The 17228-nt window shown below is 61.3% G+C and carries 13 protein-coding genes; 9 read left to right on the top strand and 4 right to left on the bottom strand.

Annotation, left to right across the window (positions count from 1 at the left end):
* The first annotated feature begins 58 nt into the window (after positions 1-58).
* On the top strand, positions 59-2773 hold the full coding sequence (locus RCAS_RS18690; RefSeq protein WP_041331088.1) for an FHA domain-containing protein: 2715 nt from the start codon (positions 59-61) through the stop codon (positions 2771-2773).
* Positions 2774-2789: 16 nt separating this feature from the next.
* Here RCAS_RS18690 and RCAS_RS18685 read toward each other — a convergent pair whose 3' ends face one another.
* Together RCAS_RS18685 and RCAS_RS26550 are read right to left on the bottom strand one after the other, a co-directional pair.
* Positions 2790-3026, bottom strand: coding sequence for a hypothetical protein (locus tag RCAS_RS18685; RefSeq protein WP_041331086.1), 237 nt, complete (start codon positions 3024-3026; stop codon positions 2790-2792).
* Positions 3027-3378: 352 nt separating this feature from the next.
* Positions 3379-3528: a helix-turn-helix domain-containing protein gene (locus RCAS_RS26550; protein ID WP_157042698.1), complete on the bottom strand. Its 150-nt coding sequence runs from the start codon at positions 3526-3528 to the stop codon at positions 3379-3381.
* 2146 nt (positions 3529-5674) lie between these two features.
* Between RCAS_RS26550 and RCAS_RS18665 the strand changes: the two genes are divergently transcribed.
* From RCAS_RS18665 to RCAS_RS18650, 4 genes are all read left to right on the top strand, one after another.
* A complete protein-coding gene (locus RCAS_RS18665; protein ID WP_012122080.1) occupies positions 5675-6541 on the top strand; it encodes a fumarylacetoacetate hydrolase family protein in 867 nt (288 codons plus the stop codon).
* 7 nt (positions 6542-6548) lie between these two features.
* On the top strand, positions 6549-7223 hold the full coding sequence (locus RCAS_RS18660; RefSeq protein ID WP_012122079.1) for a thiamine diphosphokinase: 675 nt from the start codon (positions 6549-6551) through the stop codon (positions 7221-7223).
* A 98-nt stretch (positions 7224-7321) separates the two neighbouring features.
* Positions 7322-7936 (top strand): hypothetical protein, encoded by a 615-nt coding sequence (locus RCAS_RS18655; protein ID WP_012122078.1) that lies wholly within the window; start codon positions 7322-7324, stop codon positions 7934-7936.
* Positions 7937-7940: 4 nt separating this feature from the next.
* Positions 7941-8702 carry a class I SAM-dependent methyltransferase gene (locus tag RCAS_RS18650; RefSeq protein WP_041331076.1) on the top strand — a complete coding sequence of 254 codons (762 nt, stop codon included), beginning with the start codon at positions 7941-7943 and terminating at the stop codon, positions 8700-8702.
* A 1675-nt stretch (positions 8703-10377) separates the two neighbouring features.
* Here the strand turns inward: RCAS_RS18650 and RCAS_RS24200 are convergent.
* Positions 10378-12237: an HD domain-containing phosphohydrolase gene (locus RCAS_RS24200; protein ID WP_012122076.1), complete on the bottom strand. Its 1860-nt coding sequence runs from the start codon at positions 12235-12237 to the stop codon at positions 10378-10380.
* 329 nt (positions 12238-12566) lie between these two features.
* Here RCAS_RS24200 and RCAS_RS18630 point away from each other — a divergent pair, with 329 nt between their 5' ends.
* The 4 genes from RCAS_RS18630 to RCAS_RS18615 are packed head-to-tail and all read left to right on the top strand — an operon-like array spanning position 12567 to position 16823.
* Positions 12567-13091 (top strand): Rab family GTPase, encoded by a 525-nt coding sequence (locus RCAS_RS18630; protein ID WP_012122075.1) that lies wholly within the window; start codon positions 12567-12569, stop codon positions 13089-13091.
* A complete protein-coding gene (locus RCAS_RS18625) occupies positions 13088-13822 on the top strand; it encodes a coiled-coil domain-containing protein (RefSeq protein WP_012122074.1) in 735 nt (244 codons plus the stop codon). Before RCAS_RS18630 ends, RCAS_RS18625 begins: the two co-directional genes overlap by 4 nt.
* A 6-nt stretch (positions 13823-13828) precedes the next feature.
* Positions 13829-15172, top strand: coding sequence for an SH3 domain-containing protein (locus RCAS_RS18620; protein WP_012122073.1), 1344 nt, complete (start codon positions 13829-13831; stop codon positions 15170-15172).
* 13 nt (positions 15173-15185) lie between these two features.
* Positions 15186-16823: a hybrid sensor histidine kinase/response regulator gene (locus tag RCAS_RS18615; RefSeq protein WP_041331070.1), complete on the top strand. Its 1638-nt coding sequence runs from the start codon at positions 15186-15188 to the stop codon at positions 16821-16823.
* Positions 16824-16891: 68 nt separating this feature from the next.
* Here RCAS_RS18615 and RCAS_RS18610 read toward each other — a convergent pair whose 3' ends face one another.
* Entirely contained in the window at positions 16892-17227 is a 336-nt protein-coding gene (locus RCAS_RS18610; RefSeq protein ID WP_012122071.1) for a ferredoxin family protein, read from the bottom strand.
* Position 17228 lies beyond the last annotated feature (1 nt).

Genomic DNA, 17228 nt, shown 5'->3' with positions numbered 1-17228 from the left:
CGTCTTTCTATTGCAGGGCATGCTACAATCGACTCGCGTGTTTACCAACAGGAGGATCATGGTGTCACAGCCTGCAACCTGCATTCACTGCGGCGCACCGCTGAACCGACCCGGGGCGAAGTTCTGCACCCGCTGCGGGAAATCACAAGATACACCTCTACCCGCTGCCCTTGCATCAACCGCTCGTTCTTCCGCCGCTCCTGGCTACACTCCTGAGCGAACCGCTTCCCTGGCGCAGGGAGCATTCGCTGCCCCGCCTGGCGGCGCTCCTGACGCGACCATGATCGGCAGTGGTTCATCACAGGGTGGGGTGTCCGCCACCGGACCCGTGCTGATCGTTCAAGATGTAGGTCACACCTTCGAGGTCACGCTCGGTCAACAATCGCTTTCGATTGGGCGCGCGCCCGACAACGATATTGTCATCACCTCACGCTTCGTCTCCGGTCGCCATGCGCGCATCGAGCCGCATGGCGTCGCGCACCAGATTGTCGATATCGGCAGCACCAACGGTCTGCTCTTTAAGGGAAAGCGACTTCCTGCCAATGCGCCGCATGTGCTGGCAGACAGCGACGTGTTGCGCATTGGCGACCCGGCAACCGGTAATTTCGTCACGCTGACCTACCGCAACCCACAGGCGCCGAAGGTTCAACAGGCGGCTGAGGTCACGCGCAGCTATCGGCTCGATCCGACCGATCCGCAGATTACAATTGGACGTGAGGGATGTGAGATTCTCCTCGATAACCCGCAGGTGTCGCGCAGACACGCGGTTATCGACCGGGTGAACGGGAAGCATGTGCTGCGCGATGTGGGAAGCACCAATGGCACCTTTGTCAATGGGCGGCGCATCACCGAGCATACACTGGCAAAAGGCGACATTATCCAGATCGGCGCATTCAAGCTGGTCTACACTGGCGAAAGCCTCGATCAGTACGACCAGCGCGGCGCGTTGCGCATCGATGCGCGCAACCTGTGGCGTGAGGTATCGCGTGGCGGCAAAACCCGCATGATTCTGAAAGATGTCTCACTTTCGATTGCGCCACGCGAGTTCGTGGCGCTCGTTGGCGGCAGCGGCACCGGCAAGAGCACCCTCCTCAACGCCCTCTCCGGCTTCGTGCAGGCGACCCATGGGAGCATCCTGGTCAACGGCGACGACTACTATCGTAACTTCGACGCCTACCGCTCGGTGTTGGGCTATGTTCCACAGGACGACATCCTTCATCGCAGCCTGCCGGTCGAACGCGCGCTGGGATACGCCGCCGAACTGCGTCTGCCTGCCGATACGGCGCCGGTAGAGATTCGGCAGCGCATCGACCGTGTGCTCGAAGATGTCGAGATGACGCCGCACCGCGAAAAACCGATTGAAAACCTGTCCGGCGGGCAGCGCAAACGTGTTAGTATCGGCGCTGAACTGCTGGCGGATCCGTCGCTTTTCTTTTTGGACGAACCGACCTCCGGACTCGATCCCGGTCTCGAAAAGAAGATGATGTACACCCTGCGCCGCCTGGCGGATAGCGGGCGCACCATTGTGCTGGTGACGCATGCCACCGCCAACATTAATGTCTGCGATCACGTGGCGTTCATGTCGGACGGACGGATGGTCTTCTTTGGTCCGCCATCCGAGGCGCTCAATTTCTTTGGCGTGTCGAGCGGTGATTTTGCCGACATTTACACCCGCATCGACGGACTGGCAGACCCGAACGATCCTGAACGGTGGGCGATTGTGCAACGCGATCTTCAGACGGAGTACGCGGCATGGCAGCATCATAGGCAACAATCGTCGGGAAACAACAAACCGTCGGTTCCTACGCTTGCCGAACTATGGGAGATGAAGTTCCGCGCCTCGCCACAATATGCCACGTATGTGACCGGGCGATTGGCAGAGGCGCCGGTCGGACCGGTGACCGGCAACGCTGAGGGGGACGGCGCAGCGAAGCGTCCCGGCGTTTCGTCATTGCGACAATTCGGCATCCTGGTGCGCCGGTATTTTGACCTGACGCTGCAAGACCGGCGCAATCTGGCAATCCTGCTCCTCCAAGCGCCGATCATCGGTTTGCTATTGATGCTGGTCGCCAAAGCCGATGCGATTGTCGGCGAGAACGCTTTTGCCAATGAAGCCAAGAAGGTGCTCTTTATGCTGGCGACGGTCGGCGTCTGGTTTGGCATTATCAACGCTGCGCGCGAGATTACTAAAGAAGCGCCGATCTACCGCCGGGAGCGCCTTGCGAATCTGCGCATTGCGCCGTATGTGCTGTCGAAAGTGCTGGTGCTGCTGCTGCTGGTCGTTCTGCAAAGCGCCGTGCTGCTGGCGTTGGTCGGGCTGAGAGTGCAGTTCCCTGCGCAGGGAGTGATGTTGCCGATACAACTGGAACTGTTCATCACTGCCGTGCTGACGTCGTTGGCAGGGCTGGCGATGGGGTTGGCAATCTCGGCATTCGCGGCAACGCCGGATCGGGCGATTTCGCTGGTGCCGCTGGCGCTTATTCCGCAGATTATTTTCGCGGGGGTCATTTTCAGCCTGGGGGATGGCATCACCGTGCAGCGCGTTCTCTCCTGGCTGACGATTAGCCGGTGGGCGATGGATGCCTATGGTACATCGGTCAATATCAATGATCTTCCACTACAACCGGGAATGTTGCGCCTGCCCAATCCGCCGGAGGAGTACACTTTCGCGCCGGAGCACTTGCTGTCACGCTGGGGGATACTCTTTGGTTACATGGTCGTCTGCCTGGCGCTGACCGCCTGGCAACTGTATCAGCGTGACCGTCAGAGGTAGGGTTAGGTGTACTGCTTTACTCTGTTAGCGCACCCTTGGCTGCGGCATGGAATAGCACCGATGGAAGAGCGCTAACGGCATGACCGCCATCGAGACCTTGATGTGGCCAGTGAACGTTGTCATACATCATCGTACAGACCAGTGCAGTATCTGTGACCACCAGATGAAACGGGAGCAATCGTCCAATCGCTCGTCGCAACACCCCGGCAATCCGCCGACCGGTAGCCGTTGGGTGGATTTCCGCGTACTTCATCCGGGTCCGCAGATGAATCAGACTCGTCTTGTACTCCCGTCTGGGGCTTCCGCGAATCGCCGGTAACTCCTGAATGTCCAATTGACCCCGATGGCGTCCGACCGGAATCGGACGGTGCGGCCGTTTTTTGGGGGGAGCGCTGGGTCCATCCGGCGGCCTCCGGGGTCCGCCACACTGTCACCGCATTGGCGTTGGGAAAGCGCGGCTGCCGATCCTGCGCCATCCGTTTGGGTCCGTGATGCGGATGCGCCTGCCGTGCGGCGATTACCACGTCGCAAGAGGCGTCCGTCAAGGTCCGCCGCCCATGGGCGCGTGGCCCACCAGGACGATCGACCGTATCCGGACGGACAATTCAGCGCTGGATCGTGCGCCGCTGTACGCCAAACCGGCGCGCCAACGCGGATTGACTCATTCCGTCTCGATGAAGGTGTTGGACGCATGCGCGTTGCACACCGGTCAAGTCCGCCCTCGCGCCTCGCGCCTCTTGCCTTGCGCCTCGCATCTCTCCACAAAGGCGAGATAAATCTCGCGCTACGCCATGGTCGGGCGCCTCGCGCCTCGCGCCTCGCGCCTCTTGCCTCTTGCCCCTCGCGTCTCTCACCTTTCGCGCCTCTTGCCTCGCGCCTCTCACCTTTCGCGCCTCGCGCCTCTTGCCTCGCGCCTCTCACCTTTCGCGCCTCGCGCCTCTTGCCTCGCGCCTCTCACCTTTCGCGCCTCTTGCCTCGCGCCTCTTGCCTCTTGCCTCGTATCTCTCCACAAATGCGAGATAAATCTCGCGCTACGCCATTCCACCAAGGCGAGATACATCTCGCGCTACGCCATGGTCGGGCCCCTCGCCTCTCACCTTTCGCCCCTCGCGCCTCTCACCTTTCGCCCCTCTTGCCTCTTGCCTCGCGCCTCTCCCCTCGCGCCTCTTGCCTCTTGCCTCGCGCCTCGCATCTCTCCACAAAGGCGAGATAAATCTCGCGCGACGCCATGGTCGGGACCCTCACCCCTCGCGCCTCGCCCCTCTTGCCTCGCGCCTCTTGCCTCGCGCCTCGCATCTCTCCACAAAGGCGAGATACATCTCGCGCGACGCCATGGTCGGGACCCTCACCCCTCGCGCCTCGCCCCTCTTGCCTCGCGCCTCTTGCCTCGCGCCTCGCATCTCCCCACAAAGGCGAGATAAATCTCGCGCGACGCCATGGTCGGGACCCTCACCCCTCGCGCCTCGCCCCTCTTGCCTCGCGCCTCTTGCCTCGCGCCTCGCATCTCTCCACAAAGGCGAGATAAATCTCGCGCTACGCCATGGTCGGGACCCTCACCCCTCGCGCCTCGCGCCTCACCCCTCGCGCCTCGCGCCTCTTGCCTCGCGCCTCGCATCTCTCCACAAAGGCGAGATAAATCTCGCGCTACGCCATGGTCGGGACCCTCACCCCTCGCGCCTCGCCCCTCGCGCCTCGCGCCTCTTGCCTCTTGCCTCGCATCTCTCCACAAATGCGAGATACATCTCGCGCTACGCCATGGTCGGGACCCTCACCCCTCGCGCCTCGCCCCTCTTGCCTCGCGCCTCTTGCCTCTTGCCTCGCATCTCTCCACAAATGCGAGATACATCTCGCGCTACGCCATGGTCGGGACCCTCACCCCTCGCGCCTCGCGCCCCTCGCCTCTCACCCCTCGCGCCTCGCGCCTCTCCCCTCGCGCCTCGCGCCTCTCCCCTCGCGCCTCGCATCTCTCCACAAAGGCGAGATACATCTCGCGCGACGCCATGGTCGGGACCCTCACCCCTCGCGCCTCGCCCCTCTTGCCTCGCGCCTCTTGCCTCGCGCCTCGCATCTCTCCACAAAGGCGAGATACATCTCGCGCTACGCCATGGTCGGGACCCTCACCCCTCGCGCCTCGCGCCTCTTGCCTCGCGCCTCTTGCCTCGCGCCTCTTGCCTCTTGCCTCGCCACCAATGCGCGATACATCTCGCGCTACGCCATTCCACCAAGGCGAGATACATCTCGCGCGACGCCATGGTCGGGCCCCTCGCCTCTCACCTTTCGCGCCTCTTGCCTCGCGCCTCTTGCCTCTTGCCTCGCGCCTCTTGCCTCTTGCCTCGCGCCTCTTGCCTCTTGCCTCGTATCTCTCCACAAATGCGAGATAAATCTCGCGCTACGCCATGGTCGGGCCCCTCGCCTCTCACCTTTCGCGCCTCTTGCCTCTTGCCTCTTGCCTCTTGCCTCTTGCCTCTTGCCTCTTGCCTCTTGCCTCTTGCCTCGCATCTCTCCACAAATGCGAGATACATCTCGCGCGACGCCATGGTCGGGCCCCTCGCCTCTCACCTTTCGCCCCTCGCGCCTCTCACCTTTCGCGCCTCTTGCCTCGCGCCTCTTGCCTCGCATCTCTCCACAAATGCGAGATAAATCTCGCGCTACGCCATGGTCGGGCCCCTCGCCTCTCACCTTTCGCCCCTCGCGCCTCTCACCTTTCGCCCCTCGCGCCTCGCGCCTCTTGCCTCTTGCCTCTTGCCTCTTGCCTCGCCCTTCTCGCCTCTCGCCTCTTGCCTCTTGCCTCGCGCCTCTCACCTTTCGCCCCTCTTGCCTCTTGCCTCGCGCCTCGCGCCTCCATTCTGTGGTACTATACAAGATACCGTATTCGCCTGTCATGCTTTCGAGGAGACCACCATGCGGTTGGTAACGTACCGCGACAGCGAGGGAGTGCACCTGGGTGCGCTGCGCGGCGGCGAGGTCGTGTCGCTTGTCGGCGTGGCGCCTGATATGTTGAGCCTGATCGATGCCGGTCCCGCCGGGTTGGAGGCTGCGCGCGCCGCTGCCGAACGCGAGAAGGGCGTTCCGTTGAGCGCCGTGACACTTCTCGCGCCCATTCCGCGCCCACGACAGAATGTCATCTGTCTGGGGATGAATTATGTTGCGCACGCCATCGAGTCGTACCGCGCGCGCGGGCGCGAACCCAAACTGCCGGAATATCCGGTCTTCTTCACCAAAGCGGCGCATACCGTGTGCGGACCGGACGACGATATTCCGCTCGATCCCAAAGTGACGACTGAACTGGACTACGAGGTTGAACTGGCGTTTGTCATCGGCAAGGCGGGTATGAATATTCCGCGTTCAGAGGCGATGGCGTATATCTTTGGGTATACCATTGTCAACGATATTTCGGCGCGCGATCTGCAAAGCCGTCATCAACAGTTCTTCAAGGGCAAGAGTCTCTATCGCGCCTGCCCGATGGGACCGTGTATCGTGACGGTGGATGAGATTCCCGATCCGGCGGGGCTTGGCATTCGTCTGCGGCTGAACGGCGAGACGCGCCAGGACTCGCATACGGGAGACCTGATCTTCGACATCCCTGCGATTATCGAACACCTGTCACTCGGTATGCCGCTGGAAGCAGGGATGGTCGTTGCAACCGGCACGCCGGCCGGGGTTGGTCTCGGACGCACGCCGCCGGAGTACATGCGCCCTGGAGATGTGATGGAAGCCGAGATCGACTCAATCGGCGTGCTGCGCAATCGGATTGTCGCAGCAACGTGAGCATGCCATGAATGTGGTCATTGTCGCCAATGCCCCGTCGTTGCGGCTCGACCCCTACCGCGAGATGATTGCCGGCGCCGATCTGGTCATCGCTGCCGATGGCGGAGCGAACGCCCTTGTAGAAGCCGGTTTCCGCCCCGCCATCGTCATCGGCGATCTCGACTCGCTTGGCGCGACGCGACTGGCGTTGCTCGCGGCGGATGGCGTCGAGGTGCGCCGCTTCCCGCGCGAAAAGGACGAGACCGATCTGGAACTGGCGTTGCTCCACGCCGTCGCCATCGGCGCAACGCACATCGACATTCTTGGCGCGCTGGGAGGACGCTGGGATCACACCTTTGCCAACGTCGCCATGCTGGCGATGCCAGAGTTGCAGGGGCGACAGGTGCGCCTGATCGATGAACGGCAGCGTCTGTTTCTGGTGCGCGATCAGGCGCTGCTCGAAGGTCAACGTGGCGATACGCTGTCGCTCCTGCCGCTGACGCCGACTGTCTGCGGGATCACGACGCGCGGCTTATTCTATGCACTCGACGATGCTACGCTGCACTTTGAGCGCGCGCGCGGCGTCAGCAACATCCTGATCGATCCTCCCGGCTTCATCTCCTTGCGTGAAGGACTCCTCCTGGTCGTTCAGCACGACGACTGCGGCGCATTCCAGTTTGCGGCGGGCATTGAACCTTGTTGAGGCGCGAGAGGGAAGGGTGAAGGCAGGAAGGTTCTGCGTTCTTGAAACCCCCGAATCCCGACCCATAACCACCCGTGGTGGTGGTACAATACAGACGTATGGACAACGAACGTCAGCAACAACCACGGATCAACTGGGGATCGATCATCGGCTGGCTCATCTTTTTCGCAGTGATCGCCGGCGGTCCGCTGCTCAATGCGCTACGGAACGCGCTCGGCGGCGCTGTGCCTATCTCGCCGAACCTGCTGCCGTTCATCATTTTGGGGCTGGTCATTCTGGGGGCGCTAGTGTCGATCGTCCGTGGGATCACGCGCAGAGGCGAGCGTCACGCCACCGTCAATCAGCCCTCGTCACAGCCCCGGTCGGTGCGTTCGCCATTCCCTTCGACCTATCAGCCCGCAACGTATAATGACGACGCGCGCCTGCCCCAATCAGTGCAGTCGCCGTTTCCATCGGCGTATCAACCTGCGACCTACAACGACATCCCGAACCTGCCCCAACCGGTGCGCTCGCCGTTCCCATCGTCGACGCCTGACCTGGAGTGGCACGATATCCAGGTTCGCCGCATGTCGATGTCGCTGCCTGACCAGCGCGCGTTGCCCGCTCCGCCGCGGTTCGATCCGATCATCAGTCCGGTGGGCGTGATCGTTGGCATTACCGGCCTGATTATTCTGGGCGGGATCGCGCTGTTTGTGTTTGGCATCGCACCGTAGCAATATGAGCGATTACGACGCTATCGCGCGCTTTTACGACGCCGATCATAGCGGATTTGCCGATGATCTCCCCTTCTACCGCGAATTGGCGCGTCGCACTGGCGGGCGTGTTCTTGACGTAATGTGCGGCAGCGGTCGCCTGCTGGTTCCGCTGGCGCAAGCCGGCATGCGCGTCACCGGCATCGATGCGTCGGCGGCGATGATTGAACGAGCGCGGATGCGCGTTGCGGCGACCGGTGTTGCTCCGCGTATCGCCCTGTATCACGGTGATGTGCGGTCCGCCGTGCCCGACGGTCCGTACCATCTGGCGATCGTGGCGCTCAACAGTTTCATGCATCTGACGACCACTGCAGATCAGTTGGCTGTGCTTGCCAACATCCACCGTGCCCTCCATCCCGATGGACTGCTGGCGATCGATGTGTTCAATCCGCACGCGCGCAACCTTGCCGGGTGCGACGGAGAACTGGCGCTGGATCGAACCTTCCGCACAGACGATGGCGCGTTCGTCTGCAAGTTCGTGGCGCAGCGAGCAGACATGGCGCAGCAGATCAACTATGTCACCTTTGTGTACGATGAACTTGATGGGAATGGCAGCGTGCGCCGCACCGTGCATCCTATGACATTGCGCTGGTTCTACCGCTACGAACTCGAACACCTGCTTGAACGCATCGGTTTTGTCGTTGAGGCGATCTACGGCTCGTATGACCTCGACCCGTTCGTGACAGGAAGTGACATTATGCTGACAGTCGCGCGGCGACGAGGGTGAGGGGAGAGGCGCGAGGCGCGAGGGGTGAGGGTCCCGACCATGGCGTAGCGCGAGATTTATCTCGCCTTTGTGGAGAGATGCGAGGCGCGAGGCAAGAGGCGCGAGGCAAGAGGGGCGAGGCGCGAGGGGTGAGGGTCCCGACCATGGCGTCGCGCGAGATGTATCTCGCCTTTGTGGAGAGATGCGAGGCGCGAGGCAAGAGGCGCGAGGCGCGAGGCAAGAGGCGCGAGGGGCGAAAGGTGAGAGGCGAGGCGCCCGACCATGGCGTCGCGCGAGATTTATCTCGCATTTGTGGCGAGGCGCGAGGCGCGAGGGGTGAGGGTCCCGACCATGGCGTAGCGCGAGATGTATCTCGCCTTTGTGGAGAGATGCGAGGCGCGAGGCAAGAGGCGCGAGGCGCGAGGGGAGAGGCGCGAGGGGTGAGGGTCCCGACCATGGCGTAGCGCGAGATGTATCTCGCCTTTGTGGAGAGATGCGAGGCGCGAGGCAAGAGGCGCGAGGGGCGAGGCGCGAGGCGCGAGGGGTGAGGGGTGAGAGGCGAGGGGCGCGAGGCGCGAGGGGTGAGGGTCCCGACCATGGCGTCGCGCGAGATGTATCTCGCCTTTGTGGAGAGATGCGAGGCGCGAGGCAAGAGGCGCGAGGCAAGAGGGGCGAGGCGCGAGGGGTGAGGGTCCCGACCATGGCGTAGCGCGAGATGTATCTCGCCTTTGTGGAGAGATGCGAGGCGCGAGGCAAGAGGCGCGAGGCGCGAGGGGCGAGGCGCGAAGGGTGAGGGTCCCGACCATGGCGTAGCGCGAGATGTATCTCGCCTTTGTGGAGAGATGCGAGGCGCGAGGCAAGAGGCGCGAGGCAAGAGGGGCGAGGCGCGAGGGGTGAGGGTCCCGACCATGGCGTCGCGCGAGATGTATCTCGCCTTTGTGGAGAGATGCGAGGCGCGAGGCAAGAGGCGCGAGGCGCGAGGGGAGAGGCGCGAGGCGCGAGGGGTGAGGGGTGAGAGGCGAGGGGCGCGAGGCGCGAGGGGTGAGGGTCCCGACCATGGCGTCGCGCGAGATGTATCGCGCATTGGTGGCGAGGTGAGAGGCGCGGGGGGAGAGGCGCGAGGGGCGAAAGGTGAGAGGTGAGAGGGGGGAGAGGCGCGAGGCGCGAGGCAAGAGGCGCGAGGCAAGAGGCGCGAGGCAAGAGGCGCGAGGGGCGAAAGGTGAGAGGCGCGAGGCAAGAGGCAAGAGGCGAGAGGCGAGAGGGGCGAGGCAAGAGGCAAGAGGCGCGAGACGCGAGGGGAGAGGCGCGAGGGGCGAAAGGTGAGAGGCGCGAGGCAAGAGGCAAGAGGCGCGAGGCGCGAGGCGCGAGGGGAGAGGCGCGAGGCGCGAAAGGTGAGAGGCGCGGGGGGAGAGGCGCGAGGGGCGAAAGGTGAGAGGTGAGAGGGGGAGAGGCGCGAGGCGCGAGGCGCGAGGCGCGAGGGGCGAAAGGTGAGAGGCGCGAGGCGCGAGGCAAGAGGCGCGAGGCGCGAGGCAAGAGGCGCGAGGCAAGAGGCGCGAGGGGCGAAAGGTGAGAGGCGAGGCGCCCGACCATGGCGTCGCGCGAGATTTATCTCGCATTTGTGGCGAGGCGCGAGGCGCGAGGCGGGAGGTGCGAAGGTTCTCTCAACCCCGAACCCCTGACTCCTCCTCTTCACTCCCTACTCCCTGCGCCCCTGCCCGATCATGTCAAGAAATGCAGCCACCACGGCCGGATCGAAATGCGTACTGGCCAGGGAGCGGAGGTATGCGATCGTCTGTTCTTCTGTCCAGGCTGAACGATACGGTCGATCAGAGCGCAGCGCGTCCCACACATCGACGACCGCAAAGATACGCGCGGCAAGTGGGATCTGTTCACCACGCAATCCGCGCGGGTAACCGCTGCCATCCCATCGTTCGTGATGGGCATAGGGAATATCGAGCGCAGGTTGCAGAAAGGGAATCGCCGAGAGCCAGCGAAACGCATAGACCGGATGCTGGCGCATGATCGCCCATTCATCGACACTCAGCGGGCCTGGCTTAAGCAAAATATGATCGGGAACGCCCATCTTGCCAATATCGTGAAGGAGCGCGCCGCGCCGGATATGTTCCATCTGATCCTCAGGAATGCCCATCCAACGCGCCAGCCGCAGGGTTAGCTCTGTTACACGTTCGCTATGCCCTTCCGTTTCACGGTCGCGCAAATCCAGCGCGCGCGACCAGCCGGCAATCGTTGCATCGTAGGATTGCTTCAATTCTGCGTGTGTGCGTCGCAAATCTTCGAAGAGCGAAGATGTATCGATAGCAATCGCCGCCTGCATCGCCAGCGCTTCGAGAAATGTCCACCAATGCTCGTCGGGCGTAAACGAGGCGCGCTGCAAGATTTCGAGCACGCCTTTGATTTCGTCGCGCGCCTGCAAGGGTACGGCAAAGTATGTTGCAAATGCCGCAGCCAGCATTTGATCACGTGGACTGATCAGCATCTCGGAAGGAAAGGTTGCGAGCGAGACCGTTTGACGCGAACGAAACGCCATGCCAGCCAGTCCTTCCTCAGCGCAGATCGCCACCTCGGCAAGATCGCGCGGCAGCCCCCGGTTGCAGGCTGTTTCGAGCATTGTGGTGCGTGGGTTGAACAATAGCACACTCGCTGCATCGACGTGCAACTCCTCAATCAGGCGATCCAGCAGGATCGCCAGCGTTGCCGGAAGCTCCAGGCTTGCTGTAATAGCGACGCCGATGGTATGCAGACTGGTCAGTCGGCTGACCTGCCGATAGATCTGTGCCTCGGCGCGTTTACGTTCCGAAATATCGCGGATGATCACCTGAGCAAATGCGCCATTCTGGTCGCGAAAACGTCCCAGACTGATTTCGGCGGGAGTAGCGTGACCGTTGACGCTGATCAGATCGAGTTCAATGCGCCAGACCTGCTGCGTCTCTTGCATGAGCGCTCTGATGCCCGCCCGATAGCGATCAAGCCCAGCAATATGCAGATAGTTGAGCAATGTGTCACCCAGGAGATACCCGGCAGACGGAGCTTCGAGCAGCGCGACCAGCGCAGGGTTCACGAGCAGCAATCGGCTTTCCTCATTGATGATAGCGATGCCTTCCGGTGAAAGTTCGATCAGACGCTGGAACCGCTCCTGTTCTGACAATAAACGGCGATAGCGGTTGAGACGGGTGATGGTGCGCACATGCGCCAGCAGTTCCGCCATGTCGAACGGCTTGGTGATGAATCCATTAGCGCCCGCGCTCAACCCCTCCACACGTGACTGCTGATCGCCAAGCGACGTGATCAAAAGAATGGGGATCTCGCGGAGCCGTGTATGATTGCGTAATTGCCGACAAACCTCAAAACCGTCGATCTCCGGCATCAATACATCTAGAAGCAGCAAATCTGGCGTATATTCGATCGACTGACGCAGTGCCTCGGCGCCGTTCTGAGCCATCAGCACCCGATGACCCTCGCGCGTCAACAGTCGTTGTAGAACAAGGCGCGCGCCCGGATCGTCATCGGCGATCAAGATGGTGCTGGTCGCATCCATATTACAAAGAGTATCACAGAGCGGCGCATCATAGAAATGACCCTGATCGAGCGCCAGTATTCTGGTTCCATTTGTTATCTGGGTCAGATAGAGTGGTATGATCCAGTTACATAACCGTGCTATTATATACCGGGATACGTCCGAAATCGAATAAAGTCGTTGCTTAAGTCAAGCAAATGCGCTAAGATAGCAGTGGGGATCGCTTACCTGCTCGCAAACGCTCTGCCTTGTAAGGCGCTTCATCGAGTGGTGCTCTGCCATTCCGTTCTCCTGGCACGAGAACAGAACATCGCACCAGCGGCTGTTCTTTTCACTATCCCACCCTGCTTATGAACCAGATAGCCAAAGTATGCCTGATCGGAGACTTCGCCGTCGGCAAAACCAGCCTGATCCGCCGGTTTACCGAGAGCCGATTCAGCGAATCCTATCTTAGCACAATCGGTATCCGCGTCAGTCGCAAAATCCTCCAGATGCCGGACGCATATCCATCGACGCTGACCCTGATGATCTGGGATACGGCGGGGAGCGAACCGTTTACGACGATTGTACGGTCGTATTATCGAGGCGCCCGCGGCGCAGCATTGGTATGCGATATAACTCGTGCAGAAACGGTGACCGCGCTTCTGCGCTACGCAGAAGAGTTTCATGCAGTCAATCCAGATGTGCCACTGATCATGATAGCGAATAAGATCGATCTGCGCAGCGAACGCATGGTATCAGACGAGCAGCTCGGCGAAATAGCCGCGATGCTCGATGCGCCCCTCTTCTTCACCAGCGCCAGAACGGGTGAGAATGTCGAGGAAGCGTTTCGGGCGCTTGGTCTATCGATTATCGTGAAAGAGAGAGTAGTATGACCCCCCACAACGACACCCTGCACCATCGGTTGGACAATACCAGTGAGAGCAATCAGGAAGGTCAGGAAGAACTCGAGCGTGTGCGCCAGATCATTCTTGGACCCGACCCGCTTCGTCAGCGCTTGCACGCCGCTGAAGTCGACCGACTGCGTGAGATCCTCTTTGGGGCGCAGATCGAGGAGTATGAACGGCGCTTTGCCGATCTGCGCCGTGAAGTTCAACGCATCGGCATCGATCTAGACGAGACGCGCGAACGCCTCGCCGATCTCGAAAAGACGATGGCACGGCGTATCGAAATGCTGGAACTGGACGTGCGCAAATTAACCGACGACGTTCGCCGCGAAAGCGACCGTCAGCGCAGTCGCGAAGCGCTCATGCAGCAGATTGCCACGCAGGTGCGGCAGCACGAAGACCAGATCAAATCCTTCGGCGAGACCATTCTCGAACTTCGGAAGGCTCAAGCAGCGCACGACTCAGATCTGCGCTCCGTCCGGGCTGGTATCATCGATGTGCGCGATCAGATCGAGCAGCGCGCACAGGCGCTGCGCCGCGAAATTCGCCACACCGAAGACGAAGTGCGCGCCGAACTGCGCCGCATTGCTGACCGCCTTGAGTACCAGAAGACCGACCGCAAGGCGCTTGCCAGCATGCTCATCGAGCTTGCCGCGCGTCTCGAAACTGGAGGGACGGTCACCGACCTGCTCGAAGGGTTGAACACCTCGAAGGACTAGTCGGGCATGGTCAGGGCGCCTGAAACGCAACGACAACTCGAAGAGTTGCGCCGGGTGTTGCTCAAGCCGGAAGCGCTGGTTGATCGCATCAGCCCGGTTATTGCCGATATTCTGGCGGAACAGATCAATCAGTCGCGTGATGAAATTGCACACGCCATAGCGCCTGCTATCGGTGAAGCCATTCGCCACCAGGTCTATCAGGCGCGTGAAGATATTGTCGATGCGCTCTACCCCGTGGTTGGGCAGATGATCACCCGCGCCGTCGCCGAAGCAGTGCGCAATCTGGCGCAATCGATCGATGAGCGCGTTCGTCAAAGCACCTCGGTGATGCTCAGCCCTCGCTACTGGCAGGCGCGCGTGCAGGGGGTCTCACATGGCGAGTACGCCTTGCGCGAAGTCCTTCCCTTTACTATTCATGAACTCTTCCTGATCCAACGCGAGTCGGGGGTGCTGATCTGCCACTATTCCGCCGGACCAGAACGCCCGGACCGCGATGTCGTCAGTGGGATGCTCACTGCTATTCGTGACTTCGCGCAGGAAGCGTTTGGGCGCGAAGAAAGCGGAGAACTCGGCGCCATTACCTATGAGTCGCGCCAGATCATCCTCGAGACCGGAAGCGCCGCATACCTGGCAGTGGTCATCAGCGGTGTTGAGCCGCCAGACTTCCGCGAACGCCTGCGCGAAACGCTCTTTGCCATTCACGAACATCGCTACGAGCGTCTCCGCGCCTTCGACGGAACCGATGCCCGACTGATCCAGGAAGCGCGTCAGACACTGCGGCAACATCTGGTTCCGCAGCAGGAAGACCACCCTCCGCGACGTCTCTCGATGCTTCAGCGCGTAATTGTGGTTGTGATCGGATTGTTTGTGCTGTCGCCGTTGCTCCTCTGTGGCGCCTGGATCTGGCATGTCGAAACGCGAATGGCGATGCTCATGACGCCGCCGATTGCAGCGCCAACGGCGACCGCCACGCCAACGGCGACCGCCACGCCGACGCCTACCAGCACGCCGACGGCAACCGCCACGCCGACGCCTACCAGCACGCCGACGGCAACCGCCACGCCGACGGCAACCGCCACGCCGACGGCGACGCCTTCGCCATTCAATGGTGTCATGATCGGAAACGTGTATCTGTACAGCACGCCGGACGAAGCCAGTACACGCACCGGTATCGTTGCACCGCTCGGCGCGCCGGTCGAAGTGCTGGCACAGCGAGGTGATTGGTACCGAGTGCGGGTAGCGCTGCCGCAAAACCCGCAGGTCGAACTGATCGGATGGATCCCGGCGCGTTGGGTCAGCCTGCTCAAACCGGTGCCGCCCGAAGTAATTACGCCGACTGCAACACAGTAGAACTATGGAAGATATGTCGCCACTTGTGGACTCTGCCTGCCTGATCGACATGCTCAGTCGCGAACATCGTTGTGCATACCTGGTGGTTGATCGTTCCTTTCGCACCCGATCAATCGGTGGATACCTGCACCTGTTTGCCGATCAACAACCGCATATCGGCGACTCGCTCTTCGATGCGTTTCCCGAACTGATCGGCAACGAAGCTATTCTGAACGCCATTCTTGCAGGCAATGTCAGTCGCCTGCATCTGCCACATGTGAACCGTGATGGCGCACATGGTGAGGTGCGTTACCTGGACTTGCTGACACTGCCGCATATCAATGCGCATGGTCAGATCGATGGACTGGTGCAGACCATCACCGACATCACCGATCAGAGTGTGATCCAACAGGCGCATATTCAGCAGCGCAATGAACTAAGCCTGCTGAAGGATCGGTTGAGCCGGCAAAATGTCGAATTGGCGCGCACCAACGCCGAACTTCGGCGCGCCAACCGCTTGAAGGACGAGTTTCTGGCAGGGATCAGTCACGAAGTGCGCACGCCGCTCTCTGCTATTCTCGGTCTGGCGGAACTCCTGCGCGCGAAAATCGTTGGTCCGCTCAATGATGAGCAGGTAGAGATGTTGAGCCGCATCGAAGCGAGTGGTCGTCACCTGCTGGCGGTCATTAACGATCTCCTCGATCTGGCGAAGATCGAAGCAGGGCGCTTTGAACTGGAGCCACGCCTGGTAGCGGCGCATCAGGTCTGCCGGTCGAGCCTGCTCATGGTCAAAGAACTGGCGCTGCGCAAACATCAGCGAGTGCATATCAACCTTGATCCAAAGGTCGAAGTGCTGCACGCCGATGAACGTCGGTTGCGCCAGGCGCTGATCAATCTACTGTCGAACGCCGTCAAGTTCACGCCGCCAGGCGGCGACGTTGGACTCGACCTGGAAGGCGATCCTGAGCAGGAGATCGTGCGGATAACGGTATGGGACACCGGTATCGGCATTGCTGCCGAAGATATACCACGCCTGTTTCAGCCTTTCTCCCAGATTCAGAATAAGTATCAGCACGACCAGGCAGGCAGCGGGTTGGGTCTGGTGATGGTTGCGCGTCTGGCGGAACTCCACGGCGGCGGGGTGTCGCTGGTGAGCGAACCGGGCAAAGGTAGCCGCTTTACGATGACGTTACCGTGGACCCGTGAGTATCAACAGGGGGCGCAGATGTTGACGGCGTCGGACGTGGATACCGCTTTCCCGGCACGCACCATTCCAGAGGCGGACGATCTGCCGCTTACGGGAGATCATCAGCACATCCTGCTGGTTGACGACGATACGACCGGTAGCGCCATCGTCGGCAATTATCTTCAGCAATGCGGCTATCGGGTCACGCATGCGGTTTCCGGCGATGAAGCGCTGGCGCTGGTACGTCATGAATTGCCAGACCTGGCGATTATCGATCTGCGGCTGCGGGGATTGGATGGGTTGGAGGTGGTGCGCTGGCTGCGCCAGAACATCGCTACCGGCAACCTCCCGATCATCGTGCTGACGGCGCTGGCGATGCCGGGGGACCGCGAACGCAGCCTGGAGGCTGGCGCCAATGCGTACCTCAGCAAACCGGTGCGCCTGCGTCACCTGGTGAAGGAGATTGCAAGTCTGATTAAGGGTTGAAGGGCAAGCAGGAGCGCACCGATGGCACGTCCACGTCGGTGGTATGCTCACGCGCCGATGGCATGCCCCTATCCGTATTTATACGCCACCCCATGCCCACCGCGTGGCAGGCGCCAGTCCACGTTGCGGAATGGGCAGGCGACCCGGCAACTGCCGCACTCAATGCATGCCTGGTATCCGACCATCATCCGCCCGTGGCGATCGGTTTCGAAGACGTGTGCCGGGCAGAACGCCAGGCATGGCTTGGGATCGCACGCCGCGCAGATTGCCAGATCCTTGATGCGGATGTGAGCATTCTCTTCATCGACGTAGTATTTCAGACAGACAATCAGATCGTCGATATTGACGTGCGGCAGTTGAACGTCGGCGACAGGCGCCGTCTGGCCATTGGTTCGATTACTCATG

Origin of the sequence: Roseiflexus castenholzii DSM 13941, from assembly GCF_000017805.1 — a bacterium.
Taxonomy (GTDB): Bacteria; Chloroflexota; Chloroflexia; order Chloroflexales; family Roseiflexaceae; genus Roseiflexus; species Roseiflexus castenholzii.
The sequence above is the reverse complement of the archived record's forward strand: the minus strand, read 5'-3'. Positions and strand labels throughout refer to the sequence as shown.

Coding starts and splice junctions, on each gene's coding strand:
- RCAS_RS18690 (WP_041331088.1), top strand. CDS start 59: ATGGTGTCACAGCCTGCAACCTGCATTCACTGCGGCGCACCGCTGAAC.
- RCAS_RS18685 (WP_041331086.1), bottom strand. CDS start 3,026: ATGAAGTACGCGGAAATCCACCCAACGGCTACCGGTCGGCGGATTGCC.
- RCAS_RS26550 (WP_157042698.1), bottom strand. CDS start 3,528: ATGCGAGGCGCAAGGCAAGAGGCGCGAGGCGCGAGGGCGGACTTGACC.
- RCAS_RS18665 (WP_012122080.1), top strand. CDS start 5,675: ATGCGGTTGGTAACGTACCGCGACAGCGAGGGAGTGCACCTGGGTGCG.
- RCAS_RS18660 (WP_012122079.1), top strand. CDS start 6,549: ATGAATGTGGTCATTGTCGCCAATGCCCCGTCGTTGCGGCTCGACCCC.
- RCAS_RS18655 (WP_012122078.1), top strand. CDS start 7,322: ATGGACAACGAACGTCAGCAACAACCACGGATCAACTGGGGATCGATC.
- RCAS_RS18650 (WP_041331076.1), top strand. CDS start 7,941: ATGAGCGATTACGACGCTATCGCGCGCTTTTACGACGCCGATCATAGC.
- RCAS_RS24200 (WP_012122076.1), bottom strand. CDS start 12,237: ATGGATGCGACCAGCACCATCTTGATCGCCGATGACGATCCGGGCGCG.
- RCAS_RS18630 (WP_012122075.1), top strand. CDS start 12,567: ATGAACCAGATAGCCAAAGTATGCCTGATCGGAGACTTCGCCGTCGGC.
- RCAS_RS18625 (WP_012122074.1), top strand. CDS start 13,088: ATGACCCCCCACAACGACACCCTGCACCATCGGTTGGACAATACCAGT.
- RCAS_RS18620 (WP_012122073.1), top strand. CDS start 13,829: ATGGTCAGGGCGCCTGAAACGCAACGACAACTCGAAGAGTTGCGCCGG.
- RCAS_RS18615 (WP_041331070.1), top strand. CDS start 15,186: ATGTCGCCACTTGTGGACTCTGCCTGCCTGATCGACATGCTCAGTCGC.
- RCAS_RS18610 (WP_012122071.1), bottom strand. CDS start 17,227: ATGAGTAATCGAACCAATGGCCAGACGGCGCCTGTCGCCGACGTTCAA.